This is a genomic window from Janthinobacterium sp. SUN137, from assembly GCF_030587265.1.
GTDB classification, from domain to species: domain Bacteria; phylum Pseudomonadota; class Gammaproteobacteria; order Burkholderiales; family Burkholderiaceae_D; genus Janthinobacterium; species Janthinobacterium kumbetense.
This window is the reverse complement of record NZ_JAPWHZ010000006.1, coordinates 140,875-156,672: the sequence shown is the minus strand read 5'-3', so window position 1 is coordinate 156,672 and position 15,798 is coordinate 140,875. Positions and strand designations below refer to the sequence as shown.

Annotated in this window: 16 protein-coding genes and 1 riboswitch; of the genes, 12 read left to right on the top strand and 4 right to left on the bottom strand. The window is 62.8% G+C overall.

Features of this window, described 5'->3' with window-relative positions; all coding sequences use genetic code 11:
* Positions 1 to 13 precede the first annotated feature (13 nt).
* The 11 genes from O3298_RS27340 (at position 14) to O3298_RS27290 (ending at position 10,705) form a co-directional block, all read left to right on the top strand.
* Entirely contained in the window at positions 14 to 1,918 is a 1,905-nt protein-coding gene (locus tag O3298_RS27340; protein WP_305061028.1) for an ATP-binding protein, read from the top strand.
* A gap of 28 nt (positions 1,919 to 1,946) precedes the next feature.
* The gene (locus O3298_RS27335; protein WP_099665502.1) at positions 1,947 to 2,753 is read left to right on the top strand and encodes a response regulator; all 807 of its coding nucleotides are present in this window, start codon (positions 1,947 to 1,949) and stop codon (positions 2,751 to 2,753) included.
* Between the two features lie 38 nt (positions 2,754 to 2,791).
* Positions 2,792 to 3,046 (top strand): hypothetical protein, encoded by a 255-nt coding sequence (locus tag O3298_RS27330; RefSeq protein WP_077399591.1) that lies wholly within the window; start codon positions 2,792 to 2,794, stop codon positions 3,044 to 3,046.
* A 108-nt stretch (positions 3,047 to 3,154) separates the two neighbouring features.
* Positions 3,155 to 3,270, top strand: a riboswitch (TPP riboswitch).
* Between the two features lie 79 nt (positions 3,271 to 3,349).
* A complete protein-coding gene (thiC, locus tag O3298_RS27325) occupies positions 3,350 to 5,263 on the top strand; it encodes a phosphomethylpyrimidine synthase ThiC (RefSeq protein ID WP_099665500.1) in 1,914 nt (637 codons plus the stop codon).
* A gap of 20 nt (positions 5,264 to 5,283) precedes the next feature.
* Positions 5,284 to 5,487 (top strand): sulfur carrier protein ThiS, encoded by a 204-nt coding sequence (thiS, locus tag O3298_RS27320; protein ID WP_305061071.1) that lies wholly within the window; start codon positions 5,284 to 5,286, stop codon positions 5,485 to 5,487.
* Positions 5,488 to 5,512: 25 nt separating this feature from the next.
* Entirely contained in the window at positions 5,513 to 6,307 is a 795-nt protein-coding gene (locus O3298_RS27315; protein ID WP_305061027.1) for a thiazole synthase, read from the top strand.
* Positions 6,307 to 7,071: a hydroxymethylpyrimidine/phosphomethylpyrimidine kinase gene (locus O3298_RS27310; RefSeq protein ID WP_305061026.1), complete on the top strand. Its 765-nt coding sequence runs from the start codon at positions 6,307 to 6,309 to the stop codon at positions 7,069 to 7,071. The genes O3298_RS27315 and O3298_RS27310 overlap by 1 nt, the downstream gene beginning before the upstream one ends.
* 10 nt (positions 7,072 to 7,081) lie before the next feature.
* The gene (gene thiE, locus O3298_RS27305; RefSeq protein WP_305061025.1) at positions 7,082 to 7,717 is read left to right on the top strand and encodes a thiamine phosphate synthase; all 636 of its coding nucleotides are present in this window, start codon (positions 7,082 to 7,084) and stop codon (positions 7,715 to 7,717) included.
* A 67-nt stretch (positions 7,718 to 7,784) separates the two neighbouring features.
* A complete protein-coding gene (locus O3298_RS27300) occupies positions 7,785 to 8,417 on the top strand; it encodes an ANTAR domain-containing response regulator (protein WP_034749164.1) in 633 nt (210 codons plus the stop codon).
* Positions 8,418 to 8,543: 126 nt separating this feature from the next.
* On the top strand, positions 8,544 to 9,650 hold the full coding sequence (locus O3298_RS27295; RefSeq protein WP_305061024.1) for an S-(hydroxymethyl)glutathione dehydrogenase/class III alcohol dehydrogenase: 1,107 nt from the start codon (positions 8,544 to 8,546) through the stop codon (positions 9,648 to 9,650).
* Positions 9,651 to 9,850: 200 nt separating this feature from the next.
* Positions 9,851 to 10,705, top strand: coding sequence for a hypothetical protein (locus tag O3298_RS27290; protein WP_305061023.1), 855 nt, complete (start codon positions 9,851 to 9,853; stop codon positions 10,703 to 10,705).
* Positions 10,706 to 10,718: 13 nt separating this feature from the next.
* On the opposite strand, the gene O3298_RS27285 is transcribed toward O3298_RS27290, so the two are convergent.
* A complete protein-coding gene (locus tag O3298_RS27285) occupies positions 10,719 to 11,255 on the bottom strand; it encodes a GNAT family N-acetyltransferase (protein WP_305061022.1) in 537 nt (178 codons plus the stop codon).
* Positions 11,240 to 11,512 carry a hypothetical protein gene (locus O3298_RS27280; protein WP_305061021.1) on the bottom strand — a complete coding sequence of 91 codons (273 nt, stop codon included), beginning with the start codon at positions 11,510 to 11,512 and terminating at the stop codon, positions 11,240 to 11,242. Before O3298_RS27280 ends, O3298_RS27285 begins: the two co-directional genes overlap by 16 nt.
* Positions 11,513 to 11,626: 114 nt before the next feature.
* Here O3298_RS27280 and O3298_RS27275 point away from each other — a divergent pair, with 114 nt between their 5' ends.
* A complete protein-coding gene (locus O3298_RS27275) occupies positions 11,627 to 13,936 on the top strand; it encodes a UvrD-helicase domain-containing protein (RefSeq protein WP_099665494.1) in 2,310 nt (769 codons plus the stop codon).
* Positions 13,937 to 14,000: 64 nt separating this feature from the next.
* Here O3298_RS27275 and O3298_RS27270 read toward each other — a convergent pair whose 3' ends face one another.
* Entirely contained in the window at positions 14,001 to 14,792 is a 792-nt protein-coding gene (locus O3298_RS27270; RefSeq protein ID WP_034784808.1) for a BPSS1780 family membrane protein, read from the bottom strand.
* A 2-nt stretch (positions 14,793 to 14,794) separates the two neighbouring features.
* Positions 14,795 to 15,751: a homoserine kinase gene (locus O3298_RS27265; protein ID WP_305061020.1), complete on the bottom strand. Its 957-nt coding sequence runs from the start codon at positions 15,749 to 15,751 to the stop codon at positions 14,795 to 14,797.
* Positions 15,752 to 15,798 lie beyond the last annotated feature (47 nt).

The following is a 15,798-nucleotide window of genomic DNA, read 5'->3' as shown; positions in this document are numbered from 1 at the left end:
CCCGGGCTACCTCATGCAATCTGTCGAAAACATTTCCCCGCGCGCACCGTCGCGCTGGCCCATGGCGCTGGCGTTTTCCTTCAGCGCCGTCGCGCTGCTGGCCGTCGGCGTGCTGGCCTGGCGCGCGCCGTTCGAGACGGCCTGCGTCATCGACGCGCTGGTCTTCTTGCTGCTGATGCTGCTCGTGGCGCTGTACCGGCGCACGGTGGCGGCCAGCCTGCCGCGCCAGCTGCTCAAGGCGGGCGCCTTGCAGGATGCGATCTTCAACAGTGCCAATTTCTCGTGCATCGCCACCGATGCGCAGGGCGTGATCCAGATTTTCAATGTGGGCGCCGAACGCATGCTCGGTTATGCGGCGAGCGACGTGGTCGACAAGCTGACGCCGGCCGGTATTTCCGATGCGCAAGAAATTGTCGCGCGCGCGGCCGCCCTCAGCGCCGAACTCGACACCGTCATCACGCCGGGCGTGGAAGCGCTCGTCTTCAAGGCCACGCGCGGCATCGAAGACATCTATGAACTGACCTACATCCGCAACGATGGCAGCCGCTTCCCCGCCATCGTTTCCGTGACGGCCTTGCGCGATGCGCAGAGCAAGGTCATCGGCTACTTGCTGATCGGCACCGACAATACGGCACGCAAGCAGGTCGAGGCGGAACAGGCGTTGCTGGATCAGCGCCTGCGCGAACAGCAGGCGTACACGCGCTCGCTGGTCGAAACCAACAATGCCGAACTGAAGAAGGCGCGCCTGGTGGCGGAAAAGGCCAACCGCGCCAAGTCCGAATTCCTGTCGAGCATGAGCCACGAATTGCGCACGCCGCTGAATGCCGTGCTGGGCTTTGCGCAGCTGATGGCGTCCGACGTGCCGCCGCCCACCGTGCCGCAGCAGCGCTCGATCGAACAGATCCTCAAGGGTGGCTGGTATCTCTTGCGTTTGATCAATGAAATCCTCGACCTGGCCATGATCGAATCGGGCAAGGTGACGTTGTCGCAGGAAGCGATGTCGCTGCTCGACGTGCTGCAGGATTGCCAGGCGATGATCGCGCCGCAGGCGGAAAAACGGGGCATCAGCCTGCATTTCCCCCGCTGCGGCGAAGCCTACTTCGTGCATGCGGACCGCACGCGCGTGAAACAGGTGATGATCAACCTGTTGTCGAACGCCATCAAATACAACCAGGGCGGCGGTTCCGTCACCGTCGACTGCAGCCAGCGCGGCGCCAAGGTGCGCGTCAGCGTGCGCGACAGCGGCGCCGGCCTCGATGCGGGGCAGGTGGCGCAGCTGTTCCAGCCCTTCAACCGCCTGGGACAGGAAAACAGCACGGAAGAGGGCACGGGCATCGGCCTCGTCGTCACCAAGCAGCTGATTGAATTGATGGGCGGCACCATCGGCGTCGACAGCACCGTCGGCGTGGGCACCACCTTCTGGTTCGAGCTGGCCGCCAGCAATGCGCCGGCACTGATGCTGGGCGACGGCGACGCGCTGCCGCAGGCGCAGGAAGCGCAGGAAAGCCAGCGCACCTTGCTGTACGTGGAAGACAATCCCGCCAACCTGGCGCTGGTGGAGCAATTGATCGCCCGCCGCAGCGACTTGAAGCTGCTCACGGCCATCGATGCGCACCTGGGCATCGACCTGGCGCGCACGTATCAGCCGGATGTGATCTTGATGGATATCAACCTGCCCGGCATCAGCGGCTATGGCGCCCTGCATATCCTGCACGACGATCCGCTCACGAAACATATTCCCGTGATGGCCCTGTCGGCCAACGCCGTGCCGCGCGACATCGAGAAGGGCCTGGAAGCGGGTTTCTTCCGCTACCTGACCAAGCCGATCAAGGTCGTCGAATTCATGGATGCGCTCGACGTGGCCCTGCACCATGCGGCCGCGCACGGCCTGGCCGACGACACTCATGCAGTACGCTAATTCAGCATTTATTTTTAGGAATACCGCCATGCTTCAAGCCACCGAGATCCTGAACGCCAGCATCCTCATCGTCGATGACCAGGAGGCCAACGTCATGCTGCTGGAACAGGTGCTGCGCAATGCCGGCTATACGCGCATCACCTCCACCATGGACCCGCAAGCCGTGCGCGCGCTGCACCAGCAGCACCGCTACGACCTGATCCTGCTCGACTTGCAGATGCCGGAAATGGATGGTTTTGAAGTCATGGAAGGCTTGCGCGACCTGGAGGCGGGCAGCTATCTGCCCGTGCTGGTGATCACGGCCCAGCCGGGCCACAAGCTGCGCGCGCTGCAGGCGGGCGCCAAGGATTTCGTCAGCAAACCCTTCGACCTGGTGGAAGTCAAGACGCGCATCCACAACATGCTGGAAGTGCGGCTGCTGTACCAGAAGCTGGCCGAATACAACAAGTCGCTGGAACAGATGGTGGAAGTGCGCACGGCGGAGTTGCGCGAAAGCGAAGCGCGCTTCCAGCGCTTCACGGAACTGTCGTCCGACTGGTACTGGGAACAGGATGCGCAGGGCAACTTGACGCGCTTTTCCGGCCCCGTGGCTGAAATGCTGGGCATCGGCAGCGAGGAAGAGCCGCAGCGCTGGAACGCGGCCGAGCGTGCCTTGCTCGACGCCAAGATTGCTGCGCGGGAACCGTTTCTCGACTTTATCTACAGCCGCGCCAACCTCGACGGCAGCACGCAGTATCTGCAGGTGAGCGGCGAACCGATGTTCGACACGGGCAGCCGCTTCATCGGCTACCGCGGCATCGGCCTCGATGTCACGGAGCGCCATCGCAGTGCCTGATTTATACTGGGCGCCATCGATACAGACCAGGAAAAATCATGACCGACAAATCTCCCTCCTACTGGTTCCCCGCCAAGACCTATGGCTGGGGCTGGGGCTTGCCCATCACCTGGCAAGGCTGGCTGGTGTTCCTGGCCGCGCTGGCGCTGTTCGCCTGCGGCGCCTTCCTGTTCCCTCCGCAAACCATGCTGGTCGGCTACATCGTCTATGAAGTGGCCATCGTTGCCGTGCTCATTTTCATCTGCCAGCTGAAGGGCGAACCGACCAGCTGGCGCTGGGGCAAGAAGAAATAAGCGCGATGGCGTCTGTTGCAATGCAGCAGATGCGCAAAGACGACACCTGCAAGAAATCATCTGGCCACGCGGCGTGAACCGCGTATAATTGGCTCGCTGCCGCAAGGCGGCAAACGCTAGGGGTCCTGCCTTTCGCTGTGGAAACACGGTGCAAGCGCGGGTGAGAAATACCCTCCGAACCTGATCTGGATAATGCCAGCGAAGGGAAGCTTTAGGATGACTGCACCCCGCTTTTCCGCGTGCGCAATTCCGAACCTCCTTAGCTGGCTCCAGGCTTAAAAATAGTCTAGCCAAGGAGCCAAAATGAACGCCAACCCGAAATTCCTCTCCGCCACCGCCACGGTCGACGAAGCCGCCATCGCGCCGCTGCCCAATTCGCGCAAGATTTACGTGCAAGGCAGCCGTCCCGACATCCGCGTGCCCATGCGCGAGATCAGCCAGTCCGACACGGAAGCGTCGTTCGGCGGCGAAAAGAATCCGCCGATCTACGTCTACGACACATCCGGCCCGTACACGGACCCGGACGTGAATATCGACATCCGCTCCGGCCTCGATACGCCGCGCCTGCCATGGATCATGGAGCGTGCCGACACGGAAGAATTGCCCGGCCCTACCTCCGACTACGGCATCGCCCGCCTGGCGGACCCGAAGCTGGCCGAGCTGCGTTTCAATTTGCACCGCAAGCCGCGCCGCGCCATCGCCGGCAAGAACGTGACGCAAATGCATTACGCGCGCCAAGGCATCATCACGCCGGAAATGGAATTCGTTGCCATCCGCGAAAACATGCGCCGCCAGGAGTATTTGCGCGAGCTCAAGGCTTCCGGCCCCATGGGCGAGCGCCTGGCCGACCTGATGGGCCGCCAGCACCCGGGCCAGTCCTTCGGCGCCAGCATCCCGGTCGAAATCACGCCGGAATTCGTGCGCGAGGAAATCGCCCGCGGCCGCGCCATCATCCCCGCCAATATCAATCACCCGGAAGTCGAACCGATGATTATCGGCCGCAATTTCCTGGTGAAAATCAATGCGAATATCGGCAATTCCGCCGTGACGTCTTCCATCGGCGAGGAAGTGGAAAAGATGACCTGGGCCATCCGCTGGGGCGGCGACAATGTGATGGACCTGTCCACAGGTAAACATATCCACGAGACGCGCGAATGGATCGTGCGCAACAGCCCCGTGCCCATCGGCACAGTGCCCATCTACCAGGCGCTGGAAAAGGTCAATGGCAAGGCGGAAGATCTGACTTGGGAAATTTTCCGCGACACCCTGATCGAGCAGGCCGAGCAGGGCGTCGATTATTTCACCATCCACGCGGGCGTGCTGCTGCGCTATGTGCCGATGACAGCCAAGCGCCTGACGGGCATCGTTTCGCGCGGCGGCTCCATCATGGCGAAATGGTGTCTGGCGCACCACCAGGAATCGTTCCTCTACACGCATTTCGAAGAGATCTGCGAAATCATGAAGGCGTATGACGTGTCGTTCTCGCTGGGCGACGGCTTGCGCCCCGGCTCCATCTACGACGCCAACGACGAAGCGCAACTGGGCGAATTGAAAACCTTGGGCGAGCTGACGCAAGTTGCCTGGAAGCACGACGTGCAAGTGATGATCGAAGGTCCGGGCCACGTGCCCATGCAATTGATCAAGGAAAACATGGACTTGCAGCTGGAACAGTGCGGCGAGGCGCCGTTCTACACCTTGGGGCCGCTGACGACGGATATCGCGCCCGGCTACGACCACATCACTTCGGGCATCGGCGCGGCCATGATCGGCTGGTATGGCACGGCCATGCTGTGCTACGTGACGCCGAAGGAACACCTGGGCTTGCCGAACAAGGCGGACGTCAAGGACGGCATCATCACGTACAAGATCGCCGCGCACGCGGCCGACCTGGCGAAAGGCCATCCGGGCGCGCAAATCCGCGACAACGCGCTGTCGAAAGCCCGCTTCGAATTCCGCTGGGACGACCAGTTCAACATCGGCCTGGACCCGGACAAGGCGCGCGAATTCCACGATGAAACCTTGCCCAAGGATTCGGCCAAGGTGGCGCATTTCTGCTCCATGTGCGGCCCGCATTTCTGCTCGATGAAGATCACGCAGGAAGTGCGCGAATACGCGGCCGGCATGGGCATCGCGGAAGACAAGGCGCTGCAGCAGGGGATGGAGGTGAAAGCCATCGAATTCATCAAGAACGGCGCCGAGCTGTACCGCAAGGTCTGAAGGAGGGCGTGATGACTGCATTGATCGACATCACGCTCAACGGCGCGCCGCACCAGGTGCCGCCGGGGCAAACCCTGGACCAATTGATCGCCGCGCTGTCGCTGGAAAACCAGGCGCTGGCGCTGGCCGTCAACCGCAGCGTCGTGCCGCGCAAGGCGTGGCAGGACAGGGTCCTGGAAACCCAGGACCGAGTGGAAATCGTACGCGCGATTGGCGGCGGTTAAGTTGAGAATAGACAAGGAAACGCACATGCATACCGCAACAAACAACGACCTGCTGACCATCGCAGGCAAACAGTATCGATCGCGCCTGCTGGTGGGCAGCGGCAAGTACAAGGATTTGCCGCAGACGCGCGAAGCGACGGACGCGGCCGAGGCGCAGATCATCACGGTGGCGATCCGCAGGGTGAATATCGGGCAAGATCCGAACGCGCCCAGCCTGCTGGACTTCGTGCCGCCCGACCAGTACACGATTTTGCCGAACACGGCCGGCTGCTACAACGCCAAGGATGCCGTGTACACCCTGCAACTGGCGCGCGAACTCCTGGGCGGGCGCAATCTGGTGAAACTGGAAGTGCTGGGCGATGAAAAGACGCTGTTTCCGCACATGCCGGAAACCCTGGTCGCGGCCGAAGCGCTGGTCAAGGATGGCTTCGACGTGATGGTCTACTGCAGCGACGATCCGATCCAGGCGAAGATTCTGGAAGACATCGGCTGCGTGGCCGTCATGCCGCTGGCGTCACTGATCGGTTCGGGCATGGGCATCTTGAACCCGTGGAACTTGTCCTTGATCATCGACCAGGCGAAAGTGCCCGTGCTCGTCGATGCGGGCGTGGGGACGGCGTCGGACGCGGCCATCGCCATGGAACTCGGTTGCGATGGCGTGCTGATGAATACAGCGATTGCCGGCGCGCGCGACCCCGTGCGTATGGCGCATGCGATGAAACTGGCTGTGCGGGCCGGGCGCGAAGCGTTTCTGGCGGGCCGCATGCCGCGCAAGTTCGCCGCCTCGCCTTCGTCGCCGATGGCGGGCCGGCTGGCGTGATGGCGCTGCAACGTCGCACCGTGCTCGTGTTTGCCGGTGCCGACCCGTCGGGCGGCGCCGGCATCGCCGCCGATATTCTAGCGATTGCGGCGCAGGGCGCGCATGCCTTGCCCGTGATCACGGCGCTGACGGTGCAGGACAACGACCGCGTGTTTGCTGTCGAGCCTGTGGCGCCGGCGCTGCTGCGCCGCCAGGCGCAGGCGCTGATCGCCAAGGTTGCCATCGATGCCGTGAAAATCGGCATCCCCGGCAGCGCGGCGAATGCGGCCGTCATCGCGCAACTGATCGCCCACTTGCGGCTGGCCCGGCCGAACTTGCCTGTCGTGCTCGATCCCGTACTGGCCAGCGGCCATGGCGACGTGCTCAGCCGGGACGACGCCGTGCTGGCACTGGCGCCCTTGCTGCCGATGACTACCGTCATCGTACCGAACGGGCCGGAAGCGCTGGCCCTCGGTGGCGCAGATAACCTGCGCGCGCAAGGCTGTGGACACGTGCTGGTGACGGGCGGCCACGGCGACGGCGAGGAGATCGTCAACTGCTGGCTGGACGGTGATGGGGGTGCGCGCGAGTGGCGCTGGCCGCGCCTGCCCGGAGAGTTTCATGGCAGCGGCTGCACGTTGGCGTCGGCCATCGCGGCCCGCCTGGCATTGGGCCAGCCGCTGGCGCAAGCGCTTGACCGGGCGCAAGCCTATTGCCATGCGGCCCTGGCCGGCGCGTATGCGATTGCGCCAGGTCAACTCATGCCGCAACGATTCATTGAATAAGGAAAACATCATGCGTGGACTGTATCTGGTCACCCCGAACTGGGATGACACCGACCGCCTGCTCGATATCACGGAGCAGGCTTTGCACGGCGGCGTGGCTCTGCTGCAATACCGCCACAAGAGCGCCGACGCGGAGCAGCGGCGCGAACAGGCGGGCGCCTTGCTGGCCCTGGCCCGCAAGTATGGCGTGCCTTTCATCGTCAACGATTTTCTCGAGCTGTGCGAAGAGCTGGACGCGGACGGCGTGCACGTGGGCGGCACGGATGCGTCCGTCGCGCAGGTACGCGCGCGCCTGGGCAAGGACAAGATCGTCGGCGCTTCCTGCTATGGCGACATGGCCCTGGCGCGCACGGCAGCAGAGGGCGGGGCCAGCTACGTGGCCTTCGGCGGCTTTTATCCATCGCTGGTGAAAAAGTATCCGGTGACGACGCCGCCCGATATCGTGCTGCAGGCGAAACGCGAAATCGCCTTGCCCTGCGTGGTGATCGGCGGCATGACGCCGGAGAACGCGGCGCCGCTGGTGGCGCGCGGGGCCGACATGGTGGCGGCGATCAGCAGCGTATTTGGCAAGGGATCTCAGGCGGACGATGTGGATATTGCAGTGCAGCAATTCAATCTGCTGTTTGCGCAGGCCGGGGAGGCGTGAGGGGGCGGATTTGGCGAATAATCGGCATATAATAAGGGCATCATTCATTACCGAGGTCCCTTTACCCATGAGTCAGCCAGCCGCCGCGAAACGCCTTATCCTGATCGTTGACGATGACCAGCTCCTGTTGGAATTCCTTGGCGAAGTCCTGCGCCATGCCGGCTACGAGACGGCCCTGGCCCATTCGGCCGAAGTGGCGCTGCAGCTGATCGCCCAGCGCGAGCCTGACCTGGCCTTGCTCGACATCCACATGCCGGGCATGTCCGGCCTGGAATTGGCCAAGCGCCTGCACGGCGAAACGGCCGTGCCATTCATGTTCCTGTCCGGCAGCGGCGACAGCGAATCGGGCAAGCAGGCGGCCGCCTACGGCGCCGTCGGCTATGTCGTCAAACCCGTCGACGAAGGCCGCTTGATGCCGGCGTTCGAAGCGGGTCTGGCGCGCGCCGATGAAATCCGCCAGCTGCGCCGCACCGAGCTGAACCTGAACGCGGCCCTGGCCGCCGGCCGCGAAACGAGCCTGGCCGTCGGTTTGCTGATGGGCAAGTTCCAGACGGACCGCAACACGGCGTTCGAAGTGCTGCGCGACCACGCCCGCTCCAGCCGCCGCAAGATCAATGAAATCGCCAGCCAGCTGCTGCTGGCCGAGGAAACCCTGAACGGCTTGCACGGCGCCTTTTTGAACCGGGCGAAAACCAAGTAAGAGTTTCAAGTAAGTGTTTCAAGTAAGCGTTGCACCGGCGCCGGCGTGGCACGTCGGCGCCTGCCTTGTTATGATGTGACGATACGGCGCGCTGGCGCGCCTGGTTCAACCATACACAGGACACACATGAAAACCAAAGCAGCGATTGCATGGAAGGCGGGCGCGCCTTTGACCATCGAGGAAGTCGACCTGGCCGGCCCGCGCGAGGGCGAGGTACTGGTCGAGATCAAGGCCACCGGCATTTGCCACACCGATTACTACACCCTGTCGGGCGCCGATCCGGAAGGCATCTTTCCATCCATCCTCGGCCATGAAGGCGCGGGCATCGTCATCGACGTGGGTCCTGGCGTGAAAAGCCTGAAGAAGGATGACCACGTCATCCCCCTGTACACGCCGGAATGCCGCCAGTGCAAATTCTGCCTGTCGCAAAAGACCAACCTGTGCCAGTCGATCCGCTCGACCCAGGGCCGCGGCCTGATGCCGGACGCGACGTCGCGCTTTTCCATCGACGGCAAGCCCATCTTCCACTACATGGGCACGTCCACCTTCTCGAACTACATCGTCGTGCCGGAAATCGCCCTGGCGAAGATCCGTGAAGACGCGCCCTTCGACAAGGTCTGCTACATCGGCTGCGGCGTGACGACGGGCGTGGGCGCCGTGTTGTTTACAGCCAAGGTCGAGGCGGGCGCCAACGTGGTCGTGTTCGGCCTGGGCGGCATCGGCTTGAACGTGATCCAGGCGGCGAAGATGGTCGGCGCCGACAAAATCATCGGCGTGGACATCAACCCGGCGCGCCAGGCGATCGCGCGCAAGTTCGGCATGACGCATTTCGTCAACGCCAACGAGGTGGAAAACGTTGTCGATACCATCGTGCAGCTGACGGACGGCGGCGCCGACTATTCGTTCGAATGCATCGGCAACACCACCACGATGCGCCAGTCGCTCGAGTGCTGCCACAAGGGCTGGGGCCAGTCCATCATCATCGGCGTGGCGGCGGCCGGCCAGGAAATTTCCACCCGTCCGTTCCAGCTGGTGACGGGGCGCGTGTGGAAAGGTTCCGCCTTCGGCGGCGCACGCGGTCGCACGGACGTGCCGAAGATCGTCGACTGGTACATGGAAGGCAAGCTCAATATCGATGATTTGATCACACACAGGCTGAAGCTCGATGATATCAATCAAGGTTTCGACTTGATGAAGAGCGGTGAATCGATCCGCTCCGTCGTGCTGTATTAATTAATTGAAATTTAATTGAAATACGCCGTACCACGGCGTTTTTGCGGAGGCTGCGGCCTCCGTTTTTTTTGCCCGGCATGCCATCCATCGCCGGTGTTTGCCATCCAGGCAGGCCTTTTTGCAGCCTGTCGCACGGCGCTGGAGGCCAGGTCCGCTTGCCGCTACAGTCAACGCTCCACTACTTTTGCGACGAGGCAGCCATGACCACTTCCCATCGTTTGATCCTCAGCCTGGCCGGTATCCTGCTTGGCGGCAGCGTGCTGGCCGTGCAGCCGCCGCAACCGCCCGCGCCACCGGCCCCGCCGGCCGCGCCCAGCGTGCAGGTCAGCCGTTCGCTCGACAAGGGCGAAAGCTATGCGCTGGTTGATGGCACCAGGGATAGCGAGGGCGTCATCGTCGTCGACAGCGATATTCACTCGGAGCAGGTGGAAAAACTCAAGCGCTCGATCAAGGGGCCGTTCCTGTGGTTCCGCGACCAGGGGCAGGCCTATGTGCTGCAGGATGCGGCCTTGCTGGGCAAGGTGCGCACGGCATGGGAACCCTCGAAACAGCTGGGCAAGGAGATGAGCGCGCTTGGCGATCAAATGGGCGCGCACGGCAAGGCCATGGGGGAAATGGGCCGCAAGATGGGAGCCCGCAGCCTGGAAAAAGGCAGCGCGCGCGAATCGGAACAGCTGCGCTTGCTGGGCCGCCAGCAGCAGGAGCTGGGCCGCAAGCTCGGCGACGCCTCGCGCCGCCAGGCGCTGGCGACGAGCGACACGGCGCGGCGCGCGGCCGAGCGCGACGTGGAACGCCTGCAGCAGCAGATGGAAGATGCGCAGGACAAAATGGAAGAGATCAACGACCGCATCGCCGACGTACACGAGCGCGAGGCCGAGAAAATGGAGCAGATGTCGCGCCAGATGGAGCAGCGCGGCAAGCCGATTGAAGCGCTGGGCAAGCAAATGGGCGACCTGGGCCGCCAGCAGGAAAAAGTCGTCAAGATCGCGGACAAGGCCACGCGCCAGGTGATCGCCCAGGCGCTCAGCGAAGGCAAGGCCAAGCTGGTGCGCTGAAGGATGTGCTCAATTAGCAGGCCAGTGGCTTGCGCATCAGGCAGCGAAGCGCCGGATCGTGTCCGTCCTGCGCTTCGCGCGCCAGCTTGAGCGCGTGGCCTGCGCCCAGCGCCGCAGCCCCGATTTCGCTGAAACCATGGCGCGCATAGTAGGGTGCGTTCCATGGCAGGTGGCGATACGTGCTGAGCGTCAGGCAGGCGCAGCCCTGCGCCTGGGCATGGGCCGCTGCCGCATCGAGCAAGCGCGCGCCCACGCCCTGCCGTTGATGCGGCAGGGCAACGGACAATTCCACGATGAACAGTTGCCCGTCGAGCGGTTCGGCGGCCAGGAAGCCTGTTGGCGCAGCGTGCCCATCGGCGGCCACCCATACGCGGTCCTCGCGCTGCAGCGCCTGTAAGGTGCTCAATGGTAAGGGTTCTCCCTGCGCCAGCCACGCCAGTCCGGGGCCGGCCTGCGCAAACAGGGCCGCGGCGCTGCGCTCGACCTGGGCCAGCAGGGGCAGGTCGGCGCTGCTGGCCGTGCGGATGGCGTACTTCACTGCGTATGCCACGCGGCGGCCACGGCGCGGTATTGCGCCGGCAACTGCCTGGCGTCGTCCTCGCTGGCATATGCGTCATCCTGCACCGTGTCCCAGCGCGCGTCGCAGCTGAAACGGTAGACTTGCGCTTCGTCCCCGTAGCGGCATACGGCCAGGCCGTGGATGGCGATGGGGGCGGCGCCATCTTTAGCGGCGACATGGCCGAAAGGCAAGTCGGACCAGGCCCAGGCCAGTACGCGGGCGCCGTCGAGGTGGCTGGGAGGTGTCATGGGCATGTTTTCATCAGCTGTGCAGTGATGCCGATTGTAGCGCGCACGCGGCGAATCCGGCGCGACCGCTGGACAAATGCACAGTATTTTTAGCCATGCCGGTATAATCACGGCATGCAAAATCTTCTTCACAACCTCAATCCCGAACAATTGGCTGCCGTCACCTTGCCGGCGCAGCATGCGCTGATCCTGGCGGGCGCCGGTTCGGGCAAGACCCGCGTGCTGACCACCCGCATCGCGTGGCTGATCCAGACCCAGCAGGTATCGCCGCCCGGCATCCTGGCCGTGACGTTTACCAACAAAGCCGCCAAGGAAATGCTCACGCGCCTGTCGGCCATGCTGCCGATTAACACGCGCGGCATGTGGATCGGCACCTTCCACGGCCTGTGCAACCGCTTGCTGCGCACGCACTACCGCGACGCGGCCTTGCCGCAGACCTTCCAGATCCTCGATTCCCAGGATCAATTGTCCGTGATCAAGCGCTTGTTGAAGGCAAACAATATCGATGATGAAAAATTCCCGCCGAAGACGGTGATGTATTTCATCAACAACGCCAAGGACCAGGGCTTGCGCGCCACGGACGTGGAAGCGTACGACGCGCACGAGCGCAAGATGGTCGAGCTGTACCAGCTGTACGACGACCAGTGCCAGCGCGAAGGCGTCGTCGATTTTGCCGAATTGCTGTTGCGCACGTATGAATTGCTGAGCCGCAACCAGCCCTTGCGCGAACACTACCAGGCGCGCTTCCGCCATATTTTGGTGGACGAGTTCCAGGATACGAACAACCTGCAATACAACTGGCTCAAATTGCTGGCCGGCCACGGCAGCCGCGATGGCGGCGCCCTGTTTGCCGTCGGCGACGATGACCAGAGCATCTATGCGTTCCGCGGCGCCAACGTGGGCAACATGAGTGCCTTCGAGCACGAGTTCCAGGTGAAGAACTTGATCAAGCTGGAGCAGAACTACCGCTCGCACGGTCACATCCTCGACAGCGCCAACGTATTGATCGCGAACAATAGCAAGCGTCTGGGCAAGAATCTGCGCACGGACGCGGGCCATGGCGAGCAGGTGCGCGTGTATGAAGCCAGTTCCGACTTGCAGGAAGCGCAATGGATCATCGAAGAGGCGAAAAGCCTGATCGCCGATGGCGCGTCGCGCAGTGAAATCGCCATCTTGTACCGTTCGAATGCGCAGTCGCGCGTGATCGAACACGCGCTGTTCTCGGCCGCGATTCCATATCACGTGTATGGCGGCCAGCGCTACTTCCAGCGCGCCGAGGTCAAGCACGCGATTGCTTATTTGCAATTGATGGACAATCCGCACAACGATTCGGCCTTCTTGCGCGTGGTCAATTTCCCCACGCGGGGCATCGGCATGCGCTCGATCGAGCAATTGCAGGCCGCGTCGGAACAGTACGGCATCTCGCTGTATGCGGCCGTGCCCTACGTGGCCGGTAAGGCGGGCAGCGTGCTGGCCGGCTTCGTCAAGCTGATCGAAGGCGTGCGTTTCGAAACGCAGCAATTGTCCTTGCCGGAAATGGTCAGAGTGGTGCTGGAAGCGAGTACCTTGCTGCAACATTATCAGAATGAAAAGGAAGGCGCCGACCGCATCGAGAACTTGGAGCAGATGGTCAGCGCGGCCAGCCAGTTCATTTCCGAAGAAGGTTTTGGCCAGGGCGCACCGGCGCATTTGGGGCCAGCGGCCCAGGCGCAGTCGGGCGCGCCCGTCGTGAACCAGGATGGCATCGAAATCCTGGACGCCGACGCGCCGCTGCCGGCCGTGATGTCGCCGCTCTCCGCCTTCCTGTCGCACGCGTCCCTGGAAGCGGGCGATAACCAGGCGCAGGCGGGCCAGGATGCGCTGCAGATGATGACGGTGCACTCGGCCAAGGGCCTGGAATTCGACAACGTGTTCATTACCGGCCTGGAAGAGGGCCTGTTCCCGCACGAAAGCAGCTCGAAGGAAGACAACGGCGTGGAAGAGGAACGCCGGCTGATGTACGTGGCCATCACGCGCGCGCGCAAGCGCTTATATATGAGCTTTTCGCAGACGCGCATGCTGCATGGCCAGACGCGCTACAACATGAAGTCGCGCTTCTTCGACGAATTGCCGGAAGAGTCGCTGAAATGGCTGTCGCCGAAGGTGCAGGCGAACTGGTTCGGCAACCGCAAGTCGGCCTGGGACGAGGCACCGAAGCTGGCCAGCCTGGGTTCGGACAATGCGATTGCGCAAAAGATCGCGCAAAAGGCCACGGGCGGCGGCTGGCGCATCGGCGAATCCGTGGCGCACGCCAAGTTCGGCGAGGGCGTGATTGTCAATATCGAAGGCGGCGGCGGCAATGCGCGCGCGCAGATCAACTTCGGCCAGCACGGCATGAAGGTGCTCGACCTGGGCATCGCCAAGCTGGAGCGATTGGGGCGTTGAGACACGAGCGGCCATAAAAAAGGGCAGCCTGCGCAGGCTGCCCTTTTTTCATGCGGCGTGAAAATCAGTCGTTCGGCTTGTCCAGCGACACCGTCTTGCTCTCATCGACGGGCAAGCCGAAGATCTGGCGGTAGGCGGCGTAGAACGAGCAATGCATGATGATGGTCAAGATCATCGACAGCGGCATCATCAGTTGCATCATCAGCGGCGTGCGGCCAAAGATGACGGCCAGCAACTGGCTGGTGACGACGCTGATGGCGAACCAGGTGGCGGCGAAGACGATGAAGGCCGACAGCGAGCGCCAGACGGCGAAAAAGCTGAAGAACAGCGCCTTGCCCAGCCCGGTTTGTTTCCAGTAGATCAGCGGTGCGGCAAAGCAGAAGGCCATGGCGGCCGGCACGTACAGCACGATGGCCAGCAGGATGCCGAGACCCAGGCGCGATTCGGGGATGGCGGTGCGCGCCGCTTCTTCCGTCAATTGCCCCGTGACCAGTTGCCACAGCAAGCCGTCGTCCACCAAAGTCGAGGCGCCGATGGCTACGATGGCCATCAGGATGTACAGCACGCCCAGGCCGAACAGGGAAGGAAAGGCCGGTTTGCGGAAGCCCGAGATCAAGAGGCTGGGCAAGACGCGCTTGCCCTGGTCGATGTTCAGGCAGCCTTGCACGAAGGCGACGGAAAAGACGGGGACGAGGATGACGGGCAGCATCTGGCCGAGCACGGGCACGATGCTGACGGCCAGCATGCAGAACATATAGCCGAGAAACAGCATCGACATGCCCCCAGGTTGCTTGCGAAACAGGGCGAAGCCTTGTTTCACCCATTGCCAACCTGTACTTGCAGGTAATTTTTCCATGTTTAAAACAGTTCCGGAGCAGGTGTGGCGATACGTTCGCGCAGAATGCGTTCGAAATGCGTGGGATCGTGCGGGGTCAGCATTTCCGCTTCGCGCGGCTGGTAATAATCGTACAGGCGCGACAGCCAGAAGCGCAGCGCGGCGGCGCGCAGCATCGGTTGCCATGCCGTCTGTTCTTCATGCGTAAACGGACGCACGGCCTGGTAGGCGTCGAGCAGGGCGCGCACTCTTGCCGTGTCGAGCACGCCCGTGTCCAGGTCCACGCACCAGTCGTTGACGGTGACGGCCACGTCGAACAGCCAGGTGTCGCAGCCGGCAAAGTAAAAGTCGAAAAAGCCCGTCAGTTGTTCGCCGTCAAACATGACATTGTTGCGGAACAAGTCGGCATGCACGGGACCGCGCGGGATTGCCTTATAGGTATCGCAGGCAGCAAAGGCGTCCTGGAAGTGGATTTCCGCGCGCAGCAGATGCGCCCTGGCATCGTCGAGGTGGTGCAGGACGAGGGGCGTGGTGGTGTTCCACCAGTCCAGGCCCCGCAGATTCGGCTGTTGCAGGGGGAAATCCTGCGCCGCCAGGTGCATCTTCGCCAGCATGGCGCCCACGGCCGCGCAATGCACGGCTTGCGGCGCCATCTGCGAGCTGCCGTCGAGTTTGCTGACGATGGCGGCCGGCTTGCCTTGCAAGGCCGTCACCAGTTCGCCGTCCGCATTGGCGATCGGCGCCGGCACCAGTACGCCCCGGTTCGCCAAATGGCGCATCAGCTGCAGATAAAACGGCAATTGTTCGAAGCTGAGGTTTTCAAAGATCGTCAGCACATACTCGCCGCGCTCCGTGCTCAGGAAGAAATTGCTGTTCTCGATGCCGGACGCGATGCCCTTGAGCGCCAGAGGTTTGCCGAGTGGAAATTGCGTGATCCACTGGCCGATATCGTCCAGGTGTAGCGCGGTAAAAACTGCCATGGGAAAGAGAGGAATGGTCTAAAAGGTCAAAAAAAGCCGGCTGCCCC

Coding starts and splice junctions, on each gene's coding strand:
- O3298_RS27310 (WP_305061026.1), top strand. CDS start 6,307: ATGGCGCTGCAACGTCGCACCGTGCTCGTGTTTGCCGGTGCCGACCCG.
- thiE (WP_305061025.1), top strand. CDS start 7,082: ATGCGTGGACTGTATCTGGTCACCCCGAACTGGGATGACACCGACCGC.
- O3298_RS27265 (WP_305061020.1), bottom strand. CDS start 15,751: ATGGCAGTTTTTACCGCGCTACACCTGGACGATATCGGCCAGTGGATC.
- O3298_RS27275 (WP_099665494.1), top strand. CDS start 11,627: ATGCAAAATCTTCTTCACAACCTCAATCCCGAACAATTGGCTGCCGTC.
- O3298_RS27280 (WP_305061021.1), bottom strand. CDS start 11,512: ATGACACCTCCCAGCCACCTCGACGGCGCCCGCGTACTGGCCTGGGCC.
- O3298_RS27295 (WP_305061024.1), top strand. CDS start 8,544: ATGAAAACCAAAGCAGCGATTGCATGGAAGGCGGGCGCGCCTTTGACC.
- O3298_RS27330 (WP_077399591.1), top strand. CDS start 2,792: ATGACCGACAAATCTCCCTCCTACTGGTTCCCCGCCAAGACCTATGGC.
- O3298_RS27270 (WP_034784808.1), bottom strand. CDS start 14,792: ATGGAAAAATTACCTGCAAGTACAGGTTGGCAATGGGTGAAACAAGGC.
- O3298_RS27335 (WP_099665502.1), top strand. CDS start 1,947: ATGCTTCAAGCCACCGAGATCCTGAACGCCAGCATCCTCATCGTCGAT.
- O3298_RS27300 (WP_034749164.1), top strand. CDS start 7,785: ATGAGTCAGCCAGCCGCCGCGAAACGCCTTATCCTGATCGTTGACGAT.
- O3298_RS27290 (WP_305061023.1), top strand. CDS start 9,851: ATGACCACTTCCCATCGTTTGATCCTCAGCCTGGCCGGTATCCTGCTT.
- O3298_RS27315 (WP_305061027.1), top strand. CDS start 5,513: ATGCATACCGCAACAAACAACGACCTGCTGACCATCGCAGGCAAACAG.
- thiC (WP_099665500.1), top strand. CDS start 3,350: ATGAACGCCAACCCGAAATTCCTCTCCGCCACCGCCACGGTCGACGAA.
- O3298_RS27340 (WP_305061028.1), top strand. CDS start 14: ATGCAATCTGTCGAAAACATTTCCCCGCGCGCACCGTCGCGCTGGCCC.